20 protein-coding genes and 1 riboswitch are annotated in these 22,095 nt (G+C 72.6%); of the genes, 14 read left to right on the plus strand and 6 right to left on the minus strand.

Features of this window, described 5'->3' with window-relative positions:
• Positions 1-40 precede the first annotated feature (40 nt).
• From M2266_RS26700 to M2266_RS26715, 4 genes are all read left to right on the plus strand, one after another.
• Positions 41-1,399: a pitrilysin family protein gene (locus tag M2266_RS26700; protein WP_277440466.1), complete on the plus strand. Its 1,359-nt coding sequence runs from the start codon at positions 41-43 to the stop codon at positions 1,397-1,399.
• Positions 1,396-2,787, plus strand: a complete 1,392-nt coding sequence (locus M2266_RS26705; RefSeq protein ID WP_277440467.1) for a pitrilysin family protein — start codon at positions 1,396-1,398, stop codon at positions 2,785-2,787. The genes M2266_RS26700 and M2266_RS26705 overlap by 4 nt, the downstream gene beginning before the upstream one ends.
• Positions 2,788-2,991: 204 nt before the next feature.
• Positions 2,992-3,151: riboswitch (cyclic di-AMP (ydaO/yuaA leader) on the plus strand.
• Between the two features lie 14 nt (positions 3,152-3,165).
• Positions 3,166-4,002, plus strand: a complete 837-nt coding sequence (locus tag M2266_RS26710; RefSeq protein WP_277440468.1) for a M23 family metallopeptidase — start codon at positions 3,166-3,168, stop codon at positions 4,000-4,002.
• A 160-nt stretch (positions 4,003-4,162) separates the two neighbouring features.
• The gene (locus M2266_RS26715; protein WP_277440469.1) at positions 4,163-4,864 is read left to right on the plus strand and encodes a GntR family transcriptional regulator; all 702 of its coding nucleotides are present in this window, start codon (positions 4,163-4,165) and stop codon (positions 4,862-4,864) included.
• A 135-nt stretch (positions 4,865-4,999) separates the two neighbouring features.
• Here M2266_RS26715 and M2266_RS26720 read toward each other — a convergent pair whose 3' ends face one another.
• The gene (locus M2266_RS26720; RefSeq protein ID WP_277440470.1) at positions 5,000-5,281 is read right to left on the minus strand and encodes an HPr family phosphocarrier protein; all 282 of its coding nucleotides are present in this window, start codon (positions 5,279-5,281) and stop codon (positions 5,000-5,002) included.
• A 170-nt stretch (positions 5,282-5,451) separates the two neighbouring features.
• Between M2266_RS26720 and M2266_RS26725 the strand changes: the two genes are divergently transcribed.
• The 4 genes from M2266_RS26725 to M2266_RS26740 are packed head-to-tail and all read left to right on the plus strand — an operon-like array spanning position 5,452 to position 10,783.
• Positions 5,452-8,208 carry a bifunctional GNAT family N-acetyltransferase/acetate--CoA ligase family protein gene (locus M2266_RS26725; RefSeq protein WP_277440471.1) on the plus strand — a complete coding sequence of 919 codons (2,757 nt, stop codon included), beginning with the start codon at positions 5,452-5,454 and terminating at the stop codon, positions 8,206-8,208.
• 27 nt (positions 8,209-8,235) lie between these two features.
• A complete protein-coding gene (locus M2266_RS26730) occupies positions 8,236-8,820 on the plus strand; it encodes a DUF5998 family protein (RefSeq protein WP_138357495.1) in 585 nt (194 codons plus the stop codon).
• On the plus strand, positions 8,820-10,019 hold the full coding sequence (locus M2266_RS26735) for a nucleotide pyrophosphatase/phosphodiesterase family protein (protein ID WP_277440472.1): 1,200 nt from the start codon (positions 8,820-8,822) through the stop codon (positions 10,017-10,019). Before M2266_RS26730 ends, M2266_RS26735 begins: the two co-directional genes overlap by 1 nt.
• Positions 10,020-10,075: 56 nt before the next feature.
• On the plus strand, positions 10,076-10,783 hold the full coding sequence (locus M2266_RS26740; protein WP_277440473.1) for a thymidine kinase: 708 nt from the start codon (positions 10,076-10,078) through the stop codon (positions 10,781-10,783).
• On the opposite strand, the gene M2266_RS26745 is transcribed toward M2266_RS26740, so the two are convergent.
• Positions 10,764-11,537: a VOC family protein gene (locus M2266_RS26745; protein WP_277440474.1), complete on the minus strand. Its 774-nt coding sequence runs from the start codon at positions 11,535-11,537 to the stop codon at positions 10,764-10,766. The genes M2266_RS26740 and M2266_RS26745 overlap by 20 nt on opposite strands.
• Positions 11,538-11,753: 216 nt before the next feature.
• Here M2266_RS26745 and M2266_RS26750 point away from each other — a divergent pair, with 216 nt between their 5' ends.
• Entirely contained in the window at positions 11,754-12,581 is an 828-nt protein-coding gene (locus M2266_RS26750; protein ID WP_277440475.1) for a sulfurtransferase, read from the plus strand.
• 74 nt (positions 12,582-12,655) lie between these two features.
• On the opposite strand, the gene sepH is transcribed toward M2266_RS26750, so the two are convergent.
• Positions 12,656-13,720, minus strand: coding sequence for a septation protein SepH (gene sepH / locus M2266_RS26755; RefSeq protein ID WP_277440476.1), 1,065 nt, complete (start codon positions 13,718-13,720; stop codon positions 12,656-12,658).
• 433 nt (positions 13,721-14,153) lie between these two features.
• Here sepH and M2266_RS26760 point away from each other — a divergent pair, with 433 nt between their 5' ends.
• A complete protein-coding gene (locus M2266_RS26760) occupies positions 14,154-14,960 on the plus strand; it encodes a hypothetical protein (RefSeq protein ID WP_277440477.1) in 807 nt (268 codons plus the stop codon).
• Positions 14,961-14,985: 25 nt separating this feature from the next.
• Here M2266_RS26760 and M2266_RS26765 read toward each other — a convergent pair whose 3' ends face one another.
• Complete coding sequence (locus tag M2266_RS26765; protein WP_277440478.1) at positions 14,986-16,314, minus strand: D-arabinono-1,4-lactone oxidase; 1,329 nt, start codon at positions 16,312-16,314, stop codon at positions 14,986-14,988.
• Entirely contained in the window at positions 16,265-17,515 is a 1,251-nt protein-coding gene (locus M2266_RS26770; RefSeq protein WP_277440479.1) for an MFS transporter, read from the minus strand. Before M2266_RS26770 ends, M2266_RS26765 begins: the two co-directional genes overlap by 50 nt.
• Before the next feature lie 115 nt (positions 17,516-17,630).
• Here M2266_RS26770 and M2266_RS26775 point away from each other — a divergent pair, with 115 nt between their 5' ends.
• Both M2266_RS26775 and M2266_RS26780 read left to right on the plus strand, forming a co-directional pair.
• Positions 17,631-18,758, plus strand: coding sequence for a ferrochelatase (locus M2266_RS26775; RefSeq protein WP_277440480.1), 1,128 nt, complete (start codon positions 17,631-17,633; stop codon positions 18,756-18,758).
• On the plus strand, positions 18,755-19,555 hold the full coding sequence (locus M2266_RS26780) for an inositol monophosphatase family protein (protein WP_277441369.1): 801 nt from the start codon (positions 18,755-18,757) through the stop codon (positions 19,553-19,555). Before M2266_RS26775 ends, M2266_RS26780 begins: the two co-directional genes overlap by 4 nt.
• 202 nt (positions 19,556-19,757) lie before the next feature.
• Here M2266_RS26780 and M2266_RS26785 read toward each other — a convergent pair whose 3' ends face one another.
• Positions 19,758-19,931 (minus strand): hypothetical protein, encoded by a 174-nt coding sequence (locus tag M2266_RS26785; protein ID WP_250978115.1) that lies wholly within the window; start codon positions 19,929-19,931, stop codon positions 19,758-19,760.
• 236 nt (positions 19,932-20,167) lie between these two features.
• On the opposite strand from M2266_RS26785, the gene M2266_RS26790 reads away from it, so the two are divergent.
• Both M2266_RS26790 and M2266_RS26795 read left to right on the plus strand, forming a co-directional pair.
• A complete protein-coding gene (locus tag M2266_RS26790; RefSeq protein WP_277440481.1) occupies positions 20,168-20,821 on the plus strand; it encodes a response regulator transcription factor in 654 nt (217 codons plus the stop codon).
• Between the two features lie 5 nt (positions 20,822-20,826).
• Entirely contained in the window at positions 20,827-22,095 is a 1,269-nt protein-coding gene (locus tag M2266_RS26795) for a HAMP domain-containing sensor histidine kinase (RefSeq protein ID WP_277440482.1), read from the plus strand.

The following is a 22,095-nucleotide window of genomic DNA, read 5'->3' on the forward strand; positions in this document are numbered from 1 at the left end:
GACCACGACACGTGCATACGACCGGAAGGACAGCTTGCCCATGGGTCTCACGGCCACGTCGGACGGCACACAGCCGCAGGACTCCGACGGCCTGACAGCAACCGAACACCGTCTGGCGAACGGCCTGCGTGTGGTGCTCTCCCAGGACCACCTCACCCCGGTCGCCTCGGTGTGCCTCTGGTACGACGTCGGTTCCCGTCATGAGGTGAAAGGCCGGACCGGACTGGCCCACCTGTTCGAGCACTTGATGTTCCAGGGCTCGGCCAGTGTGCAGGGCAACGGTCACTTCGAGCTGGTCCAGGGTGCAGGCGGTTCGCTCAACGGCACCACCAGCTTCGAACGCACCAATTACTTCGAGACGATGCCGGCCCACCAGGTGGAGCTGGCGCTGTGGCTCGAGGCCGACCGGATGGGCAGCCTGCTCACCGCGCTCGACGAGGAGAGCCTGGAGAACCAGCGCGACGTCGTCAAGAACGAGCGCCGCCAGCGGTACGACAATGTGCCGTACGGCACGGCCTTCGAGCGGCTGACCGCGCTGGCCTACCCCGACGGCCACCCGTACCACCACACCCCGATCGGGTCGATGGCCGACCTGGACGCCGCCTCCCTCGAGGACGCGCGGGCTTTCTTCCGCACGTACTACGCGCCGAACAACGCGGTGCTGGCCGTGGTCGGCGACATCGACCCGGAACAGACGCTGGCGTGGGTCGAGAAGTACTTCGGCACCATCCCCGGCCACGACGGCAAGCCCGCCCCCCGCGACGGGTCGCTGCCCGACGTGATGGGCGGACAGCTGCGCGAGGTCGTCGCGGAGGACGTGCCCTCGCGCGCCCTGATGGCCGCGTACCGGCTGCCGCACGACGGCACCCGGGAGTCCGACGCCGCCGACCTGGCGCTGACCGTGCTCGGCGGCGGCGAGTCGTCCCGGCTGCACAACCGGCTGGTGCGCCACGACCGCAGCGCCGTGGCGGCCGGGTTCGGCCTGCTGCGGCTGGCCGGCGCCCCGTCGCTGGGCTGGCTGGACGTCAAGGCGTCCAGCGGCGCGGAACTCACCGACATCGAGGCGGCCGTCGACGAGGAGCTGGCCCGCTTCGCCGCCGAGGGACCCACCCCGCAGGAGATGGAGCGGGCCCAGGCGCAGCTGGAACGCGAGTGGCTGGACCGGCTCGCGACCGTGGGCGGCCGCGCGGACGAACTGTGCCGGTTCGCGGTGCTCTACGGCGATCCGCAGCTGGCGCTCAGCGCCGTCCAGCGGGTGCTGGAGATCACTCCGGAGGAAGTGCGGGCCGTCGCCGCGGCCCGGCTGCGCCCCGACAACCGAGCCGTTCTGGTCTACGAGCCCACCGGCTCGACCGACGAGGCGGCCGACGAGACCGAGCAGGAAGGCGCGGACCAGTGACCGACGTCGCCGCGACCATGACGTTCCACCCCCAGCCGCAGCCCGGCGCACCCAAGCCGTGGGCCTTCCCGGCCCCCGACCGGTCCACGCTCGGCAACGGGCTGACCGTGCTCACCAGCCACCGCCCCGGCCAGCAGGTCGTCGCGGTGGAGGTGCTGCTCTCGGCGCCGCTGGACGCCGAACCCGAGGGCCTGGACGGGGTGGCCACGATCATGGCCCGCGCGTTCTCCGAGGGCACCGACAAGCTCACCGCGGAGGAGTTCGCCGCCGAGCTGGAGCGCTGCGGCGCCACCTTGGACGCGCACGCCGACCACCCCGGCGTCCGGGTCTCGCTGGAGGTCCCGGCCTCCCGCCTCGACAAGGCCCTCGGGCTGCTCGCGGACGCCCTGCGCGCCCCCGCATTCCCGGACAGCGACGTCGAGCGGCTCGTGAACAACCGCCTCGACGAGATCCCGCACGAGCTGGCCAACCCGGCCCGCCGCGCCTCCATGGCGCTGTCCGCGGAGCTGTTCCCCGCGCACCTGCGCTGCTCCCGCCCGCGCCAGGGCACCGAGCAGACGGTGGCGAGGATCGACGCCGCGGCCGTCCGCGCGTTCTACGCGGCGCACGTGCGGCCCGCCACCACCACGGCCGTCGTCGTCGGTGATCTGACCGGCATCGACCTGGTCGCGCTGCTGGACGAGACGCTCGGGGAGTGGACCGGCTCGACCGCCGAGCAGCGCCCGCTGCCGCAGATCACGGCGGACGACACCGCGCGCGTGGTGATCGTGGACCGGCCGGGGGCGGTGCAGACCCAGCTGCTGATCGGCCGCACCGGCTCCGACCGCCACGACCCGGTCTGGGCGGCCCAGGTGCTCGGCACGTACTGCCTGGGGGGCACGCTGACCTCCCGGCTCGACCGGGTGCTGCGCGAGGAGAAGGGCTACACGTACGGCGTGCGGGCCTTCGGCCAGGTGCTGCTGTCCACCCCGGAGGGGACGGGCGCCTCGCTGCTCGCCATCAGCGGTTCGGTGGCCACCGAGGTCACCGGGCCGGCCCTGGCCGACGCCTGGCAGGTCATCCGCACGCTGGCCGCGGAGGGGCTGACGGACGACGAGCGCGACGTCGCCGTGCAGAACCTCGTCGGCGTGGCTCCGCTGCGCTACGAGACGGCGGCGGCCGTCGCCGGCACGCTCGCCGACCAGGTGGAGCAGTTCCTGCCGGACGACTTCCAGGCGCAGATGTACGCGCGCCTCGCGCGCACCGGCACCGTGGAGGCGACCGCCGCGGTGGTCAGCGCCTTCCCGCCGGACCGCCTGGTCATCGTCCTGGTGGGCGACGCCTCGGCGATCGAGGGGCCCGTCACGGAGCTGGGCCTGGGCCCGGTGAAGGTCGTCACGGCCGGCTGACCGGCCCCGGCCGTGCGGCGGCCGGCGGAACCCCGGCGCACCCCTTGGGGCGCCGGGGTTCCGGGCGTTTTCGATCTTTATCGGACGCCAAACCTCCCTTGTGGCGAACGCAACAAATCACCTGATCTGTTTGCCGTAACCGGCGCGGTCCGATTAGCGTCCTCCTCTGCTGCCCGTCACCATCCGCCGCGTCCAGCGGCAACCGGGCAGTGATCGCCGAGTCCCCGTCCGGCGCGAGCCTGGGGAGCCGGGGACCCACGTCCCTGGGGTGAATCGGGCCGACCTCGCTCCATGAGGCAGCCCGTAGGAGACCTTCCTGCTCCGAACCCGTCAGCTAACCCGGTAGGCGAGAAGGAAGGAAAGGATCTCGCCGCACCCATGGCGTTCAAAGTTCTGCCCGCGCCCAGCGGGAAGCACCGCCGTCCCCGTCGTGCCGCTCTCCGCACCGGGACCACCCTGGCCGGCGTCGCGGTCCTGACCGCCGCAGGCACCTTCGGCGCCACCGCGGCCACCGCGCTCTCCACCCCGGGAGACGCCGCTCCCAAGGTCGAGGACATCGCGTTCGCGCGTGCCGTCGACGCCTCGGACACCCTCACCAACTCCCTCGCCGCCCAGGCCGCCGCGCAGCACAAGGCGGCCGACGAGACCAAGCGCCAGGCCGCGGAGGCCAAACGCAAGGCGGACGAGGCGAAGCGCCTGGCCGAGGCCGCGGCGAAGAAGGCCGCCGCCGAGGCGAAGGCCAAAGCGGACCGCGAGGCCGAGCGCGAGGCCCAGGCCCGCGCCGCCCGTGACGAGGAGCGCAGGAAGCTCAACTCCTTCGTGCTGCCCGTCGACAGCGCCATCGGCACCGGGTACAAGGTCCCCGGCTCCATGTGGTCCTCCGGCTACCACACCGGTGTCGACTTCATCGCGTCCACCGGCACCCCGGTCCACGCCGTCGGCGCGGGCACCGTCGTCACCGCGGGCTTCGACTCGGCCTACGGCAACAACGTGGTGATCCGGCACAGCGACGGCATCTACACGCTGTGCGCCCACATGTCCTCGCTCAGCGTCTCGGTCGGCCAGACCGTCACCACCGGCGAGCAGATCGGCCTGTCCGGCGCGACCGGCAACGTGACCGGCCCGCACGTGCACTTCGAGGCCCGCACCACGCCCGACTACGGCTCGGACATCGACCCCGAGGCGTACCTCCGCTCGCACGGCGTCTCGATCTGATCCACCCGATCCTCCGGGATCAGCGGAACCCCGTCCCCTTCGAAGGCCCCGGCTCCCCGCCGGGGCCTTCGTGCTGTCCAAAAATAATCCATGAATTCTGGACTGCGGTCGGAATCCCGGATGTGCTGGAATAGAGTCGCCGAAGAATACGGGGAAATGAATGGAGACCGGCGATGCGGAATCGGGTGTGAACGGGACGGACGGCGCGGGACGTCGTATCTCCGCACAGGTCGTGTGCACCGCGATCCGTGACGACATCGTCGGCGGTTTCTATCCGCCGGGCAGCAGGCTGACCGAGGAGCTGCTGGCGAGGCGCTACGGGGTCTCGCGGGTCCCGGTGCGCGAGGCGCTGCGCACCCTGGAGTCCGAGGGGTTCGTCCGCACCCGCCGGCACGCGGGCGCCTCCGTCGCCGAGCCGACGGCGCAGGAGGCGGCCGACCTGCTGGAGCTGCGCGGCCTGCTGGAGCCGCTGGGGGCCGCCAGGGCGGCGCAGCGTCGCACGGACGCCCACCTCAAGGTGTTGCGGGGGCTCGTGCGGCTGGGGCAGGAACGTTCCCAGCAGGGCCAGCTGTCGGATCTGCCGTCCTTGAACGGGTGGTTCCACGAGACGCTCGCGCAGGCCTCCGGCAGTCCCACCCTGGCCGCGCTGCTCACCCAGTTGCGGCACAAGATCGCGTGGGTGTACGGCGAGGGGGAGCCGGATCGTGCGGTGGAGTCGTGGGACGAGCACGGTGCCATCGTCGACGCGGTGGCCCGCGGGGACGCCGAACGGGCCCGCAGGATCTCGGCCGGCCATGTGGAGCGGGCGGTAGCGGTGAGGACACCGAAACATCCTGTATACGCGGCACGCCGGAGGAATTAACAATAGCGCCGTATACAAGTGGGCAGAATTACCGGAGCACTGAACGGCGCCCTGAATAGGAAAAGGCGGAGTCGTGTTATCCCTTCGGACAACACGACTCCGCCCATGCATTCCCGCGGGCCTGCGTCCAGGGGCTCAGACGGCTTCGGGGAGTTCCTCGAGGCCTTCGGAGACCAGCTTGGCCAGTCGGTCGAGTGCCGCGTCGGCGCCCTCGGCCTCCGACGCGAGCACGACCGGCTCGCCGCCCTGCGCGCCCAGGCCGAGTACGGCCAGCATCGAGGCGGCGTTGACGGCGTTGCCGTCCGCCTTCGCGATCGTCACCGGGACGCCGGCGGCGGTCACCGCGCGGACGAAGAGTGAAGCGGGGCGGGCGTGCAGGCCCTCGGCCCAGCCGACGGTGACGCGGCGCTCAACCATGGTGTAGCCCTTCAGGTGGTTCCTGTTGTCTAGACCAGTTTCGCACGGACGGAAGACTGCTCAGACACCTCGACGCGGTTCAGCCTGCCCGCTGCGCGGACCCGACGCCAGACGGGCGCGCCCGGACCGCGTCGGGCCGGTCAGGCGCGTGAGGTCGCTACCCTGACCCCATGACGACTCCGGCCCCCCGCCCGTATCCGGTGCACTGGGAAGCGGACGTCGTCCTGCGCGACGGCGGCATCGCGCACATCCGGCCCATCGGCCCCGGCGACGCCCAGCGGCTCGTCGACTTCTACGAGCAGGTCTCCGACGAGTCGAAGTACTACCGCTTCTTCGCGCCGTACCCCCGCCTCTCCGACCGCGACGTGCACCGCTTCACCCACCACGACTACGACGACCGGGTCGGCCTGGCGGCCACCATCGGCGACGAGTTCATCGCGACCGTCCGCTACGACCGCATCGACGCCGAAGGACGGCCGGCCAGCGGCGACGCGTACCGGGCCGAGGTGGCCTTCCTCGTCCAGGACGCCCACCAGGGCCGCGGGGTCGCCTCCGCGCTGCTGGAGCACATCGGGGCGGTCGCCCGTGAGCGCGGCATCCTGCGCTTCATCGCCGAAGTGCTGCCCGCCAACCGCAAGATGGTCAAGGTCTTCACCGACGCGGGCTACACCCAGCAGCGCAGCTTCACCGACGGCGTCGTCCACCTCGAACTCGACCTGGAGCCCACCGAGGCGTCGGTCCAGGTGATGCGGGCCCGCGAGCACCGCGCCGAGGCGCGGTCGGTGCAACGGCTGCTCACCCCCCGGTCGGTGGCCGTGATCGGCGCGAGCCGGCGGCCCGGCGGCGTAGGCCGTACCCTGCTGCGCAACCTGGTCGCGGGCGGCTTCACCGGCCGGGTGCACGCGGTCAACCGCTCGTTCCCCGAGGGCGAGAGCACCCTCGACGGCGTCCGCGCGCACCGCACCCTCGCCGGCATTCCGGAACCGGTCGACCTGGCGGTCATCGCGGTACCCGCCGAGCACGTGCCCGCCGCCGTCACGGCCTGCGGCGAGAACGGCGTCCAGGGGCTGGTCGTGGTCACCGCCGGGTACGCCGAGTCCGGCCCCGAGGGCAGGGAACGGCAGCGCGAACTGGTGCGCCAGGCCCGCTCGTACGGGATGCGGGTCATCGGCCCCAACGCCTTCGGCATCATCAACACCGCCGCGGGCGTCCGCCTCAACGCCTCGCTCTCGCCCGAGGTCCCGGCCGTCGGACGGCTCGGGCTGTTCACCCAGTCCGGGGCGATCGGCATCGCGCTGCTGTCCGGGCTGCACCGGCGCGGCGCCGGGCTCTCCTCGTTCGTTTCGGCGGGCAACCGGGCCGACGTATCCGGCAACGACCTGCTGCAGTACTGGCACAACGACCCGGACACCGACGCCGTCCTGATGTACCTCGAGTCCTTCGGCAACCCGCGCAAGTTCACCCGGCTCGCCCGACGGACCGCCGCGAGCAAGCCGGTCGTGGTCGTCAAGGGCGCCCTGCACTCCGGCACCACCCCTGCCGGGCACGCCGTGTCCCCGACCCGGATTCCGGACAGCACGGTGTCCGCGCTCTTCCGGCAGGCCGGGGTGATCCGCGTCGACACGGTCACCGAACTCCTGGACGTGGGCCTGCTGCTCTCCTTCCAGCCCATCCCGCGCGGCGGCCGGGTCGCGATCCTCGGCAACTCCGACTCCCTCGGCCTGCTCGCCTACGACGCGGCCCTGACCGCGGGCCTGCGGCCGATCGCGCCGATCGACCTCACCACGTCGGCCGCCCCCGACGACTTCCGTACCGCGCTCTCCGCGGCCCTGGCCGACGACACGAGCGACGCGGTGGTCGTCACCGCCATCCCCCGGGTCGGCTGCGAGGACGCCCCCGACCCGGAGTCCGGCGACGACCCCGCACTGGCCCACGCGCTGCGCGCGGTCGCGGCCGGCGCCGGCAAGCCCGTCGTCGTCGCCCACCTCGCACTGGAGACGATGGCCGACCGGCTGGGCGCGCCGGTCACCTCCGCCGAGGAGCCGGACCGGGCACGTGTTCCCGCGTATCCCGCCGCCGACCGCGCGGTTCGCGCGCTGGCGGAGGCGGTGCAGTACGCGCTGTGGCGGCAGGGCGCCGAGACGCCCGGCAAGGTGCCGCAGTTCGCGGACATCGAGGAGAGCGCGGCGGCGGCCGACGTGGCACGGCTGCTGGACGCGGGGGAGAGGGGGGACGAGGACGGCGTCCTCCTCGACGACGGGGCCGCCGCGGCCCTCCTGGGGCGCTACGGGATCACCGTGCGCTCCGCGCTGCCCGCCCCCGGGATCGCCGCCGCGCTCGCCGCCGCCCGGCGGCTCGGCTACCCGGTGGCGCTCAAGACGACGGCGCCGCACCTACGGCACCGCGCCGACCTCGGCGGGGTCCGCCTCGACCTCGCCGACGAGGACGATCTGCGGCGCGCGTACGAGGAGCTGACCGCGCGGCTCGGCAAGCCGGCGGAGCTGCAGCTGGTGGTGCAGGCGATGGCGCCGCGCGGGGTGGACACCGTCGTCCGCGCCACGGTCGACCCGGCGGTCGGCGCCGTGCTGTCGTTCGGCCTGGCCGGAGCCCCCTCGGAACTGCTGGGGGACACCGCGCACCGGCTGGTGCCGGCCACCGACCGGGACGCGGCGGAACTGGTGCGCTCCATCAAGGCGGCCCCGCTGCTCTTCGGCTGGCGCGGCAGCGAACCAGTGGACACCGCCGCTCTGGAGGAACTGCTGCTGCGGGTCTCGCTGCTCGTCAACGACCTCCCGGAAGTGGTCGCCGTCGACCTGGAGCCGGTGGTCGTCGCGGCCCGCGGCCTCACCGTCCTCGGGGCGTCCGTCCGCCTCGACCGGCCGCCCGCCAGAACCGACCTGGGACCACGCGCACTGTCGTCCTTCTAGGCGGTGCCCGCCCTTAAGATGGACCCCATGGCGAAGACCGGTATGACGACCCAGGGCCTGCGCACGGCCATCGAGCGCAGCGGCTACTACCCGGCCCTGGTGGCCGAGGCGGTCGAGGCCGCCGTCGGCGGCGAGCCGGTGGCGTCGTACCTGGTCCACCAGGAGACGACGTTCGACGCGAACGAGGTGCGCCGGCACGTGACGGTGCTGGTCATCACCGACCACCGCTTCATCGTGAGTCACACCGACGAGCAGGCCGCCGACGACACCTCCCCGACCCCGTACGCGACCACCTCCACCGAGTCCGTGAAGATCGGCCGGATCTCGTCCGTGGTGGTCAGTCGGGTGGTGGCCAACCCCGAGGCGTACGTGCCGGGCACGCTGCCGCGCGAGGTCGTGCTGACCATCGGCTGGGGCGCGGTGAGCCGGCTGGACCTGGAGCCCGCCGCCTGCGGCGACCCCAACTGCGACGCCGACCACGGCTACACCGGCTCCTCGACCGCCGACGACCTGTCGCTGCGCGTCAGCGAGGCCGGTGACGGGCCGGACGCGGTACGCCAGGCCCTGGCCTTCGCGCAGGCGCTGTCCGAGGCGACGGCGGCCGACCGCTGATGGTGCACGCCGTACCCGCCTACGACCCCGCGCCACTGGATCCGCGTACCGCTCCGGCACCGCTCTACGGCACCGCCTCGCTCTGCGACGTCTTCCCCGCGGCGGCGGCCGGGCTCGCCGTCCCCGGGATGCCCGCCACCGGCCTGGAACTGGCCCCCGCCGACCGCGTCTGCGTCTTCCTGGTCGACGGCATGGGCTGGGAGGCACTGCGCGCGCACCCGGAGGAAGCGCCCTTCCTCGCCTCCCTGATGCACACTTCGCGGGGCGGTACCGGGCAGCCGCTCACCGCGGGCTTCCCGTCCACCACCGCGACCTCGCTCGCCTCGGTCGGCACCGGCCTGGCGCCGGCCCGCCACGGGCTCGCCGGCTACACCGTCCTGGACCCGTCCTCCGGCCGGCTGATGAACCAGCTGCGCTGGCAGCCCTGGACCGACCCGCACGTGTGGCAGCCGTACCCCACCGTCTTCCAGCTCGCCGACGCCGCCGGGGTCGCGACCTGCCAGGTGTCCTCGCCGACCTTCCAGCACACCCCGCTGACGAAGATCGCGCTCAGCGGTGGAACCTTCCACGGCCGGCTCACCGGCGACGAGCGGATGGACCTGGCGGCCGACCGGCTCGGCGCCGCCGACCGGACGCTCGTCTACACGTACTACAGCGAGCTGGACTCGATGGGCCACCGGCACGGCGTCGACTCCGACGCCTGGCGCGGCCAGTTGATGATGGTGGACCGGCTCGCCCAGCGGCTGGCCGAGCAACTCCCGCCGCGCTCCGCGCTGTACATCACCGCCGACCACGGCATGATCGACATCCCGTTCGACGCCGAGTCCAGGATCGACTTCGACGAGGACTGGGAGCTGGGCGCCGGTGTCGCCGTCCTCGGCGGCGAGGCCCGCGCGCGCCACGTCTACGCCGTACCGGGCGCCGCGTCCGACGTGTACGCGGTGTGGAGCGAGGTGCTCGGCGAGCAGATGTGGGTCGCCGGCCGCGAAGAGGCGGTCGCGGCGGGCTGGTTCGGCCGGCCGGGCGACCCCGTCGACGAACGGGTGCTCGGCAGGATCGGCGATGTGATCGCCGTGGCCCGTGACGACATCGCGATCGTGGCGAACCGCACGGAGCCGGGGGAGTCCCAGATGATCGGGCTGCACGGCTCGATGACCCCCGTCGAGCAGCACGTACCGCTGCTCGAAGTACGCTCCTGACCCGCAGCGCAGACCGTCCCCGTGAGAGTCCTCCCCGAAAGGCCGTCGCCCCCCTCATGCCCGAGCTCGTGTTCTTCTCCGGAACGATGGACTGCGGAAAGAGCACCCTCGCTCTTCAGATCGAGCACAACCGCTCGACGCGGGGGCTGCAGGGCATGATCTTCACCCGCGACGACCGGGCGGGCGAGGGCGTGCTCTCCTCGCGACTGGGCCTGTCCACCAAGGCGATCGAGGCCGCCGACGACGTCGACTTCTACGGCTACGTGGTCTCCCACCTGTCGAGCGGCGGCCGCGCCGACTACGTCCTGGTCGACGAGGCGCAGTTCTTCGCACCCGCGCAGATCGACCAGCTCGCCCGGATCGTCGACGACCTGGGCCTGGACGTCTTCGCCTTCGGCATCACGACCGACTTCAGGACCAAGCTCTTCCCCGGGGCGCAGCGGCTTGTCGAGATGGCCGACCGCATCGAGGTCCTCCAGGTCGAGGCGTTGTGCTGGTGCGGAGCCCGCGCCACGCACAACGCGCGCACCATAGACGGCCAGATGGTCGTCGAAGGCGCGCAGGTCTTCGTCGGCGACGTCAACCGCCCGGCGGGCGAGGTGGGTTACGAGGTGCTGTGCCGCCGTCACCACACCCGGCGGATGACGGCGGCGAGTGCTCAGGCCGCGGCGCTCTCCCCGGACGTGCTGCCGGTGGACCAGACCGTGGACCGGGTCGCCGACCGTATGGCCCCCAGGGCCGGTTTCAGCGGGCCGCGTCGATGACGGTGAAGACGGCGCCCTCGGGGTCGGCCACGGTCGCCAGCCGCCCGTAGCCCGAGTCGCGGGCCGGCTGGAGCACCCGGCCGCCCAGCTCGACCACCCGGCGGACCGCCGCGTCGGTGTCGGCCACGGCGAAGTACGTCATCCAGTGCGCGCCCCGGTCGCGGGGCAGCGACGGGCCCACCCCGTGGATCCCGGCCACCGGCCGGCCCTTCAGCCGCAGGGTGAGGTAGTCGAAGTCTGCCGGCCCCTCGTTCTCCGTCTCGTAGCCGAAGATGTCGGTGTAGAACTTCTCGACGACGGACGACTCGCGCGTGATCAACTCGTTCCAGGCGAGCGTTCCCGGCTCGCCGATGACACCGGCGCCGGGATGGCGCTGGGCCTGCCAGATCCCGAAGACGGCGCCGGACGGGTCGACGGCCACCGCCATCCGCCCCTCGTGGTCGGCATCCAGCGGGCCGACCCCGACCGTGCCCCCGCACTCACGGATCAACTCCGCGGTGACGTCCGCGTCGTCGCAGGCCAGCAGCGTGGTCCAGGAGACCGGCAGGTGCCGGTCCTTCGGGCCGTCGCCGATCCCGGCGATCTGCCGCCCGCCCAACTCGGCCCGGACGTAGGGGCCGAGGTGCTGCGGTCCCTCGTGGAACTCCCACCCGAACAGGGCGCCGTAGAACTCCTGGGCCGCGTCCAGGTCGTGGGCCATCAAGCTGACCCAGCAAGGCGTGCCGGGGGAACGCCGACTCGGTACCTCGGTCATGGGAATTACTCTCCTCGGGGCCGGCGCGCGGGGCATTCGGGGGAGGTGCCGAAGTAGATGGTTCCATCACCGGGCCCGCTGCGCGCCCCGGCCGCGCCGCGTCCAACCCCTAAGTCCGGAATCATGCCCGTTTTGACGTCCAGCTTCCGTTTCGAGACGGTGGCCGCGCGACGGCGATCACTCGAACGTCCAACGTGCGAGGCCCACAATGGACGTATGAAACCCATTATCGCTGCAGCCGAACTCGTGAGCGAGCTGAGCCGGACCACCGTCCTCGACGTCCGCTACCGGCTCGGCGCGCCTCCCGGCCGTCCCGAGTACGAGGCGGGCCACATCCCCGGAGCGGTCTACGTCGACCTCGACTCCGAGCTGGCCGGTACGCCCGGCGCGGGCGGCCGCCACCCGCTGCCCGACCCGGAGGTCTTCGGTGCCGCGATGCGCGCGGCCGGCGTCAGCGCCGACCGCGACGTGGTCGTCTACGACGCCGCCCAGGGCTGGGGCGCCGCCCGCGCCTGGTGGATGCTGCGCTGGACGGGCCACACCCGCGTGCGGGTGCTGGACGGGGGACTGGCCGCGTGGACCGCCGCCGGGCAGCCGCTGGAGACCGGCACGGCGAACCCCGCCCACGGGGACTTCACCCCCGCCGTCGGATCGACGCCGCTGCTGACCGCCGACGACGCGGCGGCGCTGGCCCGTCGCGGCCTGCTGCTCGACGCGCGGGCCGGCGAGCGCTACCGGGGCGAGGTGGAGCCGATCGACCCCGTCGCCGGCCACATCCCGGGCGCGGTGAGCGCGCCGACCACGGAGAACGTCGCGGAGGACGGTCGTTTCCTGCCGGCCGAGGTGCTGGCGGCCCGGTTCGCGGAGCTGGGCGCCAAGGACTCCGCCGAGGTCGGCGTCTACTGCGGCTCCGGCGTCTCGGCGGCGCAGCAGGTGCTGGCGCTGGCGGTCGCGGGCATCCCCGCCGCGCTCTATGTCGGCTCGTGGAGTGAATGGACCGCCGACGCGGACCGTCCGGTCGCCACCGGTGCCCAGCCGGGCTGACCCCCGAACGGGTCAGGCGGACGGTAAGGGGCGGCGCACCAGGTGCGCCGCCCCTTACCGTCCGCCTGCCGTGCTTATTCCTGCTTCTTGCGGCGGCTGCCGAAGACGATCTCGTCCCAGCTGGGCACCGTCGCCCGGCGTCCGGGCCGGACGCCGTCGGCCTCGGCCTGCCGGTCCGTGGTGCCGACCAGCCGGTCGCGGTGTCCCGCGACGGCCCGCGGCATCAGGACGTCCGCGTACGCGGAGCCCGCGCCGGTGCTCGCGGCGGGCGGAGCCGCCTCCTCGACCTCCGGCTCCTCCGGCTGCTCCGCGGGAGCGGTCTCCGGCGGTGCGGACGGCGGCGCCGGTACGACCATGTCGCCGCGGAAGCTCGGTACCGCCTCCAGCAGGCTGGTCAGCGAGTCCCGGTCCTCTTCGGCGCGCTCGGCGCTGCGCTCCTGCGGCCGGTCGGGGCGCTCCAGCTGCCGCTCGAGCGCCCGGTCCAGCGGGCGGTCCCTGGGCAGCCGGGCGATCCGCGGCACGAACGGGAAGCTGGGCGGCTCCTTCGAGTCCTGCGGCTCCGGGGTCTCCTGCTGGGTGGTCTCGCCGATCAGCGCCCGTGCCTCGTCGTCCACGGCTTGGACGAGCCGCCGGGGCGGGTCGTACGTCCAGCTCGCGGAGTGCGGTTCACCGGCGACCCGGTAGACCAGCAGGACCTCCCAGGTGCCGTCGTCGCGCCGCCAGGAGTCCCACAGGACGGTGTCCTTCTCGGCGCCGCGCAGCAGCAGCCGCTCCGCGACCGCCTCACCGAGCTGCGGTCCGGCGCTCTCGCCGTGCCGCCGCACCGGGGTCTTCCTGGCGCGCTCGGCCATGAAGGCGCGTTCGGCCAGCACCGGACCCTCGAAGCGGCGAACCCGTTCCACCGGGATTCCGGCGGTCTGGGCGACCTCTTCCGCCGAGGCGCCGGCTCGTATCCGTGCCTGGATGTCCCGTGGCCGCAGGTGGCTCTCGACCTCGATCTGGCCGAGGCGGGCACGGTCATTGCGTACCGCTGCCCGGAGTCGCTCGTCGATGGGGAGCGAATATTCCGTGCTGTCTGCAGCCTTGAGCACCAGTCGTGTTCCGTCGTTGCTGACGGCCACGACACGCAGTTCGGGCATGGGAACCTCCCGGGTGGTGCCTGCCGACGTCACGTGCGTCGCTGCTCCCGTTGGACGAGTGTGGCCTGCCCAGGTGCGGCACGCCACAACCTTGCAGGGTTACCCGGCGTGTCGGGCAGGTGCCGTGACGCGCCGTTATGGGACGGTGACCAGTTGGCCACTCAGAGTGACCAAACGCGGCACCCCGGGATGAGCACCGCCTTCGGGCTCCCCTCCCGTTTGGGTCCGGGCAACCGGACGGGAAGCCGGAGCCAGGATTCGCCACAGTACTCCATTCGGGCCACTGGGGTGGGTTGCGGCGCTGCCGAAGTTCTCCGGTGACAAGGGAGTTGGGTGGCGAGGGTCACAGATTGTCCGCAAGTGGAACTCCTGCCTTCGCCCATATGTCTCTTCTCTGTGCAAGGAGGATGAGATCGGCTACTCAGGTATGGACATGGACGAAAAGGACGAGCGCGAGGAATCGCCCCGGCGAGGGCGGCTGGACCTGAGCGTCCCCCAAGTGGCGGGCAGTGCGCTGGCGGCCGTGGCCGCCGCGCTGCTGGCGTCACAGCTCGGTGTGTACGGGACGATCATCGGCGCGGGTGTGGTGAGCGTCGTGGCCACCGCGGGCGGCACGCTCTTCCAGCACTTCTTCCGGCGCACCGGCGAGCAGATCCGCACGGTCTCCACCCGGCACCTGCCGGGGTCCGTGCCGGGCACGGATCCGGGAGCGCGGGCCGGCTCCACCCGGATGATGCAGGAGCCGCCCCCACCGGGCGAGCCGGATGACGGCCGGCCCGACGGGCAGTACGGCGAGGCGACCGTGCACGGCAGGGCCAAACGCGGCCGGCGCAAGTCGGCGATCGGCGCCGTCGTCGTCTTCGTGCTGGCGATGGGCACCGTCACGTCGATCGAACTGGCCAGCGGCTCCGAGCCGTCGGTCCAGCAGGTGTTCGACGGCGGCGGCTCGCACGGCGATTCACCGGCGAAGCAGCCGAGCGGCCCGGCCTCCGATCCGGCCGGCACCCCGGGTGGCACGCCCACGCCCGAGCCGTCGACGACCCGCGGGTCCTCGTCGCCGTCGCCGACCCCGTCGGACAGCGGCGGCGCCACGCCCACGCCGACGCCCGATGCGAGCGGCACCCCCTCGCCGGGCGGCAGCCCGGGCACGGACACGCCGACGACCCCGGATCCCGGCCACTCCTCGGAGGGCGGCGAGGCCGGTACGGGCGGCAGCGCGTCTCCCGGCGCCCAGGGCTGAGCGCCGGGGACGCGCGGGGCCCGTCCTACGCGCCGAGCACCCGGCGCAGGTAGTCGTTGCCGAAGAGCCGCTGCGGGTCCAGCCGGTCGCGCAGGGCGGTGAACTCGCCGAACCGCGGATAGACCCCGGCGAAGTACTCCGCGTCACGGGTGTGCACCTTGCCCCAGTGCGGCCGGCCCTGGTGCGCCGTCATGATCTTCTCGGCGGCGGTGAAGTACTCCTGGTAGCGGCTGCCCCGGTACATGTGGACGGCGATGTACGCGCTGTCACGGCCGGAGGCGGTGGACAGGGTGATGTCGTCGGCGGGCGCGATCCGCACCTCCACGGGGAAGCTGATCCGCAGCCCCGAGGACTCGACCATCGCCTTGAGTTCGCGGATCGCCCCGACCGCCGCCTCGCGCGGCACCGCGTACTCCATCTCCACGAACCGCACCCGGCGCGGGCTGGTGAAGACCTTGTACGCGATGTCGGTGTACGTACGGGCGGACAGCGCGCGGCTGGAGACCTTCGCGATGCCGGGGATGGTGCCGGGAGCGGCTCTGCCGAGCGCGCAGACGGCCTGGAACAGGCCGTTGGACAGCAGCTCGTCGTCGATCCAGCCCTTCACGGGGGAGAGCGGCGCGCGGGGGCCCTGGCTGCGGTTGTTGCGCTTGGTGTTGCAGCTGTCGGTGTGCGGGAACCAGTAGAACTCGAAGTGCTCGTTCTCCGTCGTCAGCTGGTCGAACTCCGCCATGACCCGGTCGAAGGGCATCGGCTCCTCGCGGGCGGTGAGCAGGAAGAGCGGTTCGACCGCGAAGGTGATCGCGCTGATCACCCCGAGGGCGCCGAGACCGAGCCGGGCCGCCGCGAAGACGTCGGCGTTCTCCTCGGCGGAGCAGGTCAGTACCGATCCGTCGGCCAGGACCAGTTCCAACCCCTTGATCTGGGCGGATATCGACCCCGAGTCACGGCCGGTGCCGTGGGTGCCGGTGCTGGTGGCGCCCGCCACCGTCTGCTCCATGATGTCGCCCATGTTGGTCAGCGACAGGCCCTCGGCGGCGAGCGCCGCGTTCAGCTGGTGCAGCGGAACGCCGGCCTCCACGGTGATCGTGCCGCGCTCGCGGTCGATCTCGCGGATGGCCGCCAACCGGTCCGGCCGGATGAGGACCCCGCCGGTGGCGGCCGCGGCGGTGAACGAGTGCCCGGTGCCCACGGCCTTCGCCGTCAGCCCGTCCTCGGCGGCCCTGCGGACGGCGGCGGACAACTCGTCCACCGAGGCCGGCGACACGCTGCGCCGCGGCTGGGAGGTGACGTTCCCCGCCCAGTTACGCCACGCCTTCCCGTCGGTTCCGTTCATCGTGCTCGTCGTGCTCATGCGTACGCGGCCCCTCCTGCTCCGGCGCCGGCCGCAGCCGGCGGAACCCCAGGACTGCCACCACCACGGCGAGTGCCCCGGCGGCGGCCGGTACCGCGAACGCCGCCTGTGCCCCCGACGAGTCGATCACCCACCCGGAGACCGAGGCTCCGAGAGCCACGCCGACCGTGATGCCGGTGCTCACCCACGTCATGCCCTCGGTCAGCTTCGCGCGCGGTACCAGCTGTTCGACCAGGGCCATGGTGATGACCATCGTCGGTGCGATGGACAGGCCCGCGACGAACAGCGCTACGGCCAGGAACCACAAGTTTCCGACCAGTAGGAGCGGGATCATACTCACAGCCATCACGCAGACCCCCACCAGGAAGCCCCGGGAGGCGGGCCCTTTCAGCCGGAACAGGCCGAAGGCCAGCCCCGCGACACAGGAGCCGAACGCGTACACCGCGAGGACCAGGCTGGCCGCGGCCTTGTGGCCCAGCTCGTCGGCGAAGGCCACCGTCGTCACCTCGACCGATCCGAAGATCGCGCCCGTGCAGGCGAAGGTGGCCACGAGCACCTGCAGTCCCGGGGAGCGCAGCGCCGAGCCCGCCACGTGGGAGGCGGTGGGGTGCGGGACCGGTTCCGTCGAGCGCTGGGCCGTCAGCAGGAAGGTGCCGACCGCGAGGAAGAACGCCGCGAGCAGCGGGCCGGCCTCGGGGAACCAGACGGTGCACAGCCCGATCGACAGGATGGGGCCGACGATGAAGCAGACCTCGTCGACCACCGACTCGAAGGAGTACGCGGTGTGCATCGCGGGGGTGCCGTGGTGGATCACCGCCCAGCGGGCCCTGACCATCGCGCCCAGGCTCGGGGTGGCGCCGGCCATCACGCAGAAGACGAAGAGCGTCCAGTCCGGCGCGGCCCACGCGACACACGACAGCAGGCCCGCCACCGCCATCACCGTGGTCGCGGCCGCCGGCCGCAGCACACGGCGCTGCCCGTAGCGGTCGACCAGTCGGGACACCTGCGGGCCCATCACCGCGCCGGACATCGCGAGTGTCGCGGAGAGCGCTCCCGCCAGTCCGTAGCGGCCGGTGACCTGGGAGATCATCGTCACGATGCCGATGCCCAGCATCGAGAGCGGCAGCCGGCCGACGAATCCCGCGGCCGAGAATCCCTTGGTCCCAGGTGCTGCGAAGATCGCGCGATACGGGCTGGACACGGGCACTCCACGGCGTCGTCGCCGGTGTCGGTAAGGATTGTGGCGGTCCTCCACAGGTTACGTGGCGGCGCAATCGCTTTTTCGGTCGTCGCGCACCAATGGCAGGATCGGACCCATGTCCGATCACCACGAGGCCGGTCCTTCGGCCGGCCCCTATGACGCGCTGCTCCTGCTGTCCTTCGGCGGCCCGGAGGGACCCGACGACGTCGTCCCGTTCCTGGAGAACGTCACCCGCGGCCGAGGCATCCCGCGCGAGCGGCTGAAGGAGGTCGGGCAGCACTACTTCCTGTTCGGCGGGGTCAGCCCGATCAACGCCCAGAACCGCGAGCTGCTCGCCGCGCTCCGCGAGGACTTCGCCGGGCACGGCCTCGACCTGCCGGTCTACTGGGGCAACCGCAACTGGGCGCCGTACCTGGTCGACACGCTGCGCGAGATGACCGACGACGGGCACCGCCGCATCCTGGTGCTCGCCACCAGCGCCTACGCCTCCTACTCGGGCTGCCGCCAGTACCGCGAGAACCTGGCCGGCGCCCTCGCGGAGCTCGCGGCCGAGGGCCGTCCCGTGCCGCGCGTCGACAAGCTGCGGCACTACTTCAACCACCCCGGCTTCGTGGGACCCATGACCGACGCGGTCCTCGCCGCGCTGGACGAACTCCCCGCGGACGTCAGGGCCGGCGCCCACCTGGCGTTCACCACGCACTCCATCCCGACCGCCGCCGCCGACACCTCGGGCCCGGTGGAGGGCCACGGCAACGGCGGCGCCTACGTGGCGCAGCACCTGGACACCGCGAAGGTGATCGCCGACGCGGTACGGGAGGCGACCGGCACCGAGCACCCGTGGCGGCTGGTCTACCAGTCGCGCAGCGGCGCCCCGCAGATCCCGTGGCTGGAGCCGGACATCTGCGACCACCTCGCGGAACAGCACGCGAGCGGCGCGCCCGCCGTCGTCATGGTGCCGATCGGCTTCGTCTCCGACCACATGGAGGTCAAGTACGACCTCGACACCGAGGCGGCCGACCGGGCCGCCGAGCTGGGGCTGCCGGTCGCGCGGGCCGCGACCGTGGGGGCCGACCCCCGGTTCGCCGCCGCCGTGCGCGACCTGGTGCTGGAGCGGGCTGCGAAGGAGCGCGGCCTGGCGCCGCGGGCCTGCACGCTGGGCGCGCTCGGCCCGAGCCACGACGTCTGCCCGGCGGGCTGCTGCCCGTCCCGGAGCCCCAAGCCCGCGGTCGCGGGCATCGACTGAGGAGAGCCGTGAGCACCGAACTGCTGGAGATCGCGCTGGAAGCCGCCCGCAAGGCGGGCGAGCTGCTGCGCACCGGCCGGCCCGCCGACCTCGGGGTGGCGGCCACCAAGTCCAGCCCCATCGACGTCGTCACCGAGATGGACCTCGCCGCCGAGAAGCTGATCACCGAACTGATCGCGGAGCACCGCCCGGACGACGGCTTCCTCGGCGAGGAGGGCACCGAGAGCACGGGCACCAGCGGGGTGCGCTGGATCATCGATCCCCTCGACGGCACCGTCAACTACCTGTACGGCCTGCCCGCCTGGTCGGTGAGCATCGCGGCGGAGCGGGACGGCGAGACCGTGGTGGGGGTCGTCGAGGCCCCGATGCGCGGTGAGACCTACCGGGCGGTGCTCGGGCAGGGCGCCTTCGTCAACGACGTACCCGCCCGGCCGCGCCCGGTGCCCGAGTTCGCGCACGCCCTGGTCGGCACCGGCTTCGGCTACCTCACGGAACGCAGGGTGGCGCAGGCGGAGGTGGTGCGCACCCTGCTGCCGAAGGTGCGCGACATCCGGCGCGGGGGATCGGCCGCGATCGACCTCTGCGACGTGGGCTGCGGACGGCTCGACGCGTACTACGAGCGCGGTCTGAACCCGTGGGACTTCGCGGCCGGCGCGCTGTTCGCCCGGGAGGCGGGCGTCCGCACCGGGGGCCGGCCGGGGCAGCCCGCCTCGAACGAGCTGACCGTCGCCGCCGGCCCCGGTCTCTTCGAAACGCTCCAGGGGCTGCTGGAGGACCTGGGAGCCTGGCACGACTGACCTGGGCCGACCCGGCCGTCCGCGGGCGTCAGGGGTACGCCGTGGCTCCCTCGTGGGCGCTGCGGAGGACCTCCGCGCCCTCCCGCGGCCGGGCACGCGAACGCCCCGGCACCGTGGAGGTGTCCGGGGCGGGCCGACGGCCGCTGCGCTGCCGTTCCGGGTCGGGTTTCCGGGGCGGAGTGTCGGAAGGGCGGTGGGTCGGTCAGGCGACCTTGGACTGGATGTGCACGCCGTGCTCCGCGGCCAGGCGCCGCAGATCGTCGAGCTCGCTCTGTTCGACCTCGGCGAGGAACTCGTCGCCGGCCTCACGGGCGTGGTGGAGGTCGGACTCGGTGCTGTGTATCCGCTGCAGGATTCCGGTGGTGAATGCGTCCATGAGCTGGCGCCCCCTCGTCGTCGTCGTTGACACGGGGTGTGTCAAAGCCCATAACGGCGCGTCGGGAGCCGCGCCGGGCTTGGTCAGTGGGTGTACGACGGGTCCTCCCCGGGCCTGGCGGCGGAGAAACCTCAGGGGCATGACGAATTCCGGTCCGGTCGCCCCTTACCGCCGGTTTACGGCCGTCCGGTGCAGGATGGGGGCACATTCGCACTGCTCATGGAAGGAACAGCGCCTTGCGCGTACTGGTCGTCGAGGACGAGCAACTGCTCGCCGATGCGGTTGCCACCGGACTCCGCCGCGAGGCCATGGCCGTCGACGTCGTGTACGACGGCGGCGCCGCCCTGGAGCGGATCGGCGTGAACGACTACGACGTCGTCGTCCTGGACCGCGACCTTCCGGTCGTCCACGGCGATGACGTCTGCCGGCAGATCGTCGGGCTGGGGATGCCGACCCGGGTGCTGATGCTCACCGCCGCCGGCGATGTGAGCGACCGGGTGGAGGGGCTGGAGTTGGGCGCCGACGACTACCTCCCCAAGCCCTTCGCCTTCAGCGAGCTGACCGCCCGGGTCCGCGCACTGGGCCGCCGGACGACCACGGCGCTGCCGCCGGTCCTGGAGCGGTCCGGCATCAGGCTCGACCCCAACCGCCGCGAGGTGTTCCGCGAGGGCGCGGAGGTGCACCTGGCGCCGAAGGAGTTCGCGGTGCTGGAGGTGCTGATGCGCAGCGAGGGCTCGGTGGTCTCCGCCGAGCAGCTCCTGGAGAAGGCGTGGGACGAGAACACCGACCCGTTCACGAACGTGGTGCGGGTGACGGTGATGACGCTGCGCCGCAAGCTCGGCGAGCCCCCGGTGATCGTCACCGTGCCGGGCTCCGGATACCGGATCTGACCGCGGTGACCACGCAATCGGCCTCGCCCCCGCCCCCGCCCCCCGCCCGGCCACCGGCCGCCCGCCGTCCCGGCTGGGACCTGCTGCCGGCCGAGGCACCGCCCCCGTGGCTGCGGCCGACGATCCGGATACGGCTGACGGTCCTGTACGGCGGCATGTTCCTGATCGCGGGCGTCCTGCTGCTCTGGATCATCTATCTGCTGGCCGCGCAGGCGCTGCACCAGGGCAGTGCGCTGCCGTTCCGGCTCCTGGGCGCCAACGTCCAGCCGACGGACGTGTGTCCCAACCTCCAGAGCCTCGGCGGCACCACCCCCATCGACCAGTTCAACGCCGCGGTGAACACCTGCATGCAGCACCAGCGCGAGCTGGCGCTCAACACGCTGCTCAGGCGCTCGCTGATGGCCCTCATCGGGCTGACGGTGGTCGCCTTCGCCTTCGGCTACGTGATGGCCGGGCGGGTGCTCTCCCCGCTGGGCAGGATCACCCGCACCGCGCGCGGGGTGGTCAGCTCCGACCTCAAGCGCCGGATCGAGCTCGACGGCCCGGACGACGAGCTCAAGGAGCTCGCCGACACCTTCGACGACATGCTCGACCGGTTGGAGCGGTCCTTCGACGCGCAGCGCCGCTTCGTGACCAACGCGTCGCACGAACTGCGGACGCCGCTGGCGATCAACCGCACGCTGTTGGAGGTGCAGATGTCCGACCCGGAGGCGTCCGCCGACCTCCAGCAGCTCGGCAAGACCCTGCTGGCCACCAACGAGCGCAGCGAGCAGCTCGTGGAGGGCCTGCTGCTGCTCGCCCGCAGCGACAACGAGATCGTGGACCGCAAGCCGGTGGACGTCGCGGAGGCGGCTTCCCAGGCCCTCGACCAGACCCGTGCCGAGGCGCAGGCCAAGGGCGTGGAGCTGCGCAGCGAGCTCGGCGAGGCGGTGGTCCAGGGCAACGGGGTGCTGCTGGAGCGCATCGCGCTGAACCTGGTGCAGAACGCCGTCCGCTACAACGCGGCCGACGGCTGGGTCGAGGTGCGGACCACCACGGAGGCGGGGCAAGCCCTGCTGATAGTGGCGAACACCGGCCCCGTGGTGCCCGCGTACGAGGTGGACAACCTCTTCGAGCCCTTCCGCCGGCTCCGTACGGAGCGCACGGGCAGCGACAAGGGGGTCGGGCTGGGTCTGTCCATCGCCCGCTCCGTGGCGCGCGCCCACGGCGGTTTCATCTCGGCGGAGCCGAGGGAGGGCGGCGGCCTGGTGATGCGGGTGGTCATCCCGCAGTGA

The sequence above is a fragment of the Streptomyces sp. SPB162 genome (assembly GCF_029504575.1).
Classification (GTDB): domain Bacteria; phylum Actinomycetota; class Actinomycetes; order Streptomycetales; family Streptomycetaceae; genus Actinacidiphila.

Bases quoted from the DNA above. Each gene is read 5' to 3' on its own strand.
- M2266_RS26775 (WP_277440480.1), top strand. From the start codon at position 17,631: ATGTCCGATCACCACGAGGCCGGTCCTTCGGCCGGCCCCTATGACGCG.
- sepH (WP_277440476.1), bottom strand. From the start codon at position 13,720: ATGCCCGAACTGCGTGTCGTGGCCGTCAGCAACGACGGAACACGACTG.
- M2266_RS26725 (WP_277440471.1), top strand. From the start codon at position 5,452: ATGACGACTCCGGCCCCCCGCCCGTATCCGGTGCACTGGGAAGCGGAC.
- M2266_RS26785 (WP_250978115.1), bottom strand. From the start codon at position 19,931: ATGGACGCATTCACCACCGGAATCCTGCAGCGGATACACAGCACCGAG.
- M2266_RS26745 (WP_277440474.1), bottom strand. From the start codon at position 11,537: ATGACCGAGGTACCGAGTCGGCGTTCCCCCGGCACGCCTTGCTGGGTC.
- M2266_RS26720 (WP_277440470.1), bottom strand. From the start codon at position 5,281: ATGGTTGAGCGCCGCGTCACCGTCGGCTGGGCCGAGGGCCTGCACGCC.
- M2266_RS26710 (WP_277440468.1), top strand. From the start codon at position 3,166: ATGGCGTTCAAAGTTCTGCCCGCGCCCAGCGGGAAGCACCGCCGTCCC.
- M2266_RS26735 (WP_277440472.1), top strand. From the start codon at position 8,820: ATGGTGCACGCCGTACCCGCCTACGACCCCGCGCCACTGGATCCGCGT.
- M2266_RS26730 (WP_138357495.1), top strand. From the start codon at position 8,236: ATGGCGAAGACCGGTATGACGACCCAGGGCCTGCGCACGGCCATCGAG.
- M2266_RS26700 (WP_277440466.1), top strand. From the start codon at position 41: ATGGGTCTCACGGCCACGTCGGACGGCACACAGCCGCAGGACTCCGAC.
- M2266_RS26765 (WP_277440478.1), bottom strand. From the start codon at position 16,314: ATGAGCACGACGAGCACGATGAACGGAACCGACGGGAAGGCGTGGCGT.
- M2266_RS26760 (WP_277440477.1), top strand. From the start codon at position 14,154: ATGGACGAAAAGGACGAGCGCGAGGAATCGCCCCGGCGAGGGCGGCTG.
- M2266_RS26740 (WP_277440473.1), top strand. From the start codon at position 10,076: ATGCCCGAGCTCGTGTTCTTCTCCGGAACGATGGACTGCGGAAAGAGC.
- M2266_RS26750 (WP_277440475.1), top strand. From the start codon at position 11,754: ATGAAACCCATTATCGCTGCAGCCGAACTCGTGAGCGAGCTGAGCCGG.
- M2266_RS26715 (WP_277440469.1), top strand. From the start codon at position 4,163: ATGGAGACCGGCGATGCGGAATCGGGTGTGAACGGGACGGACGGCGCG.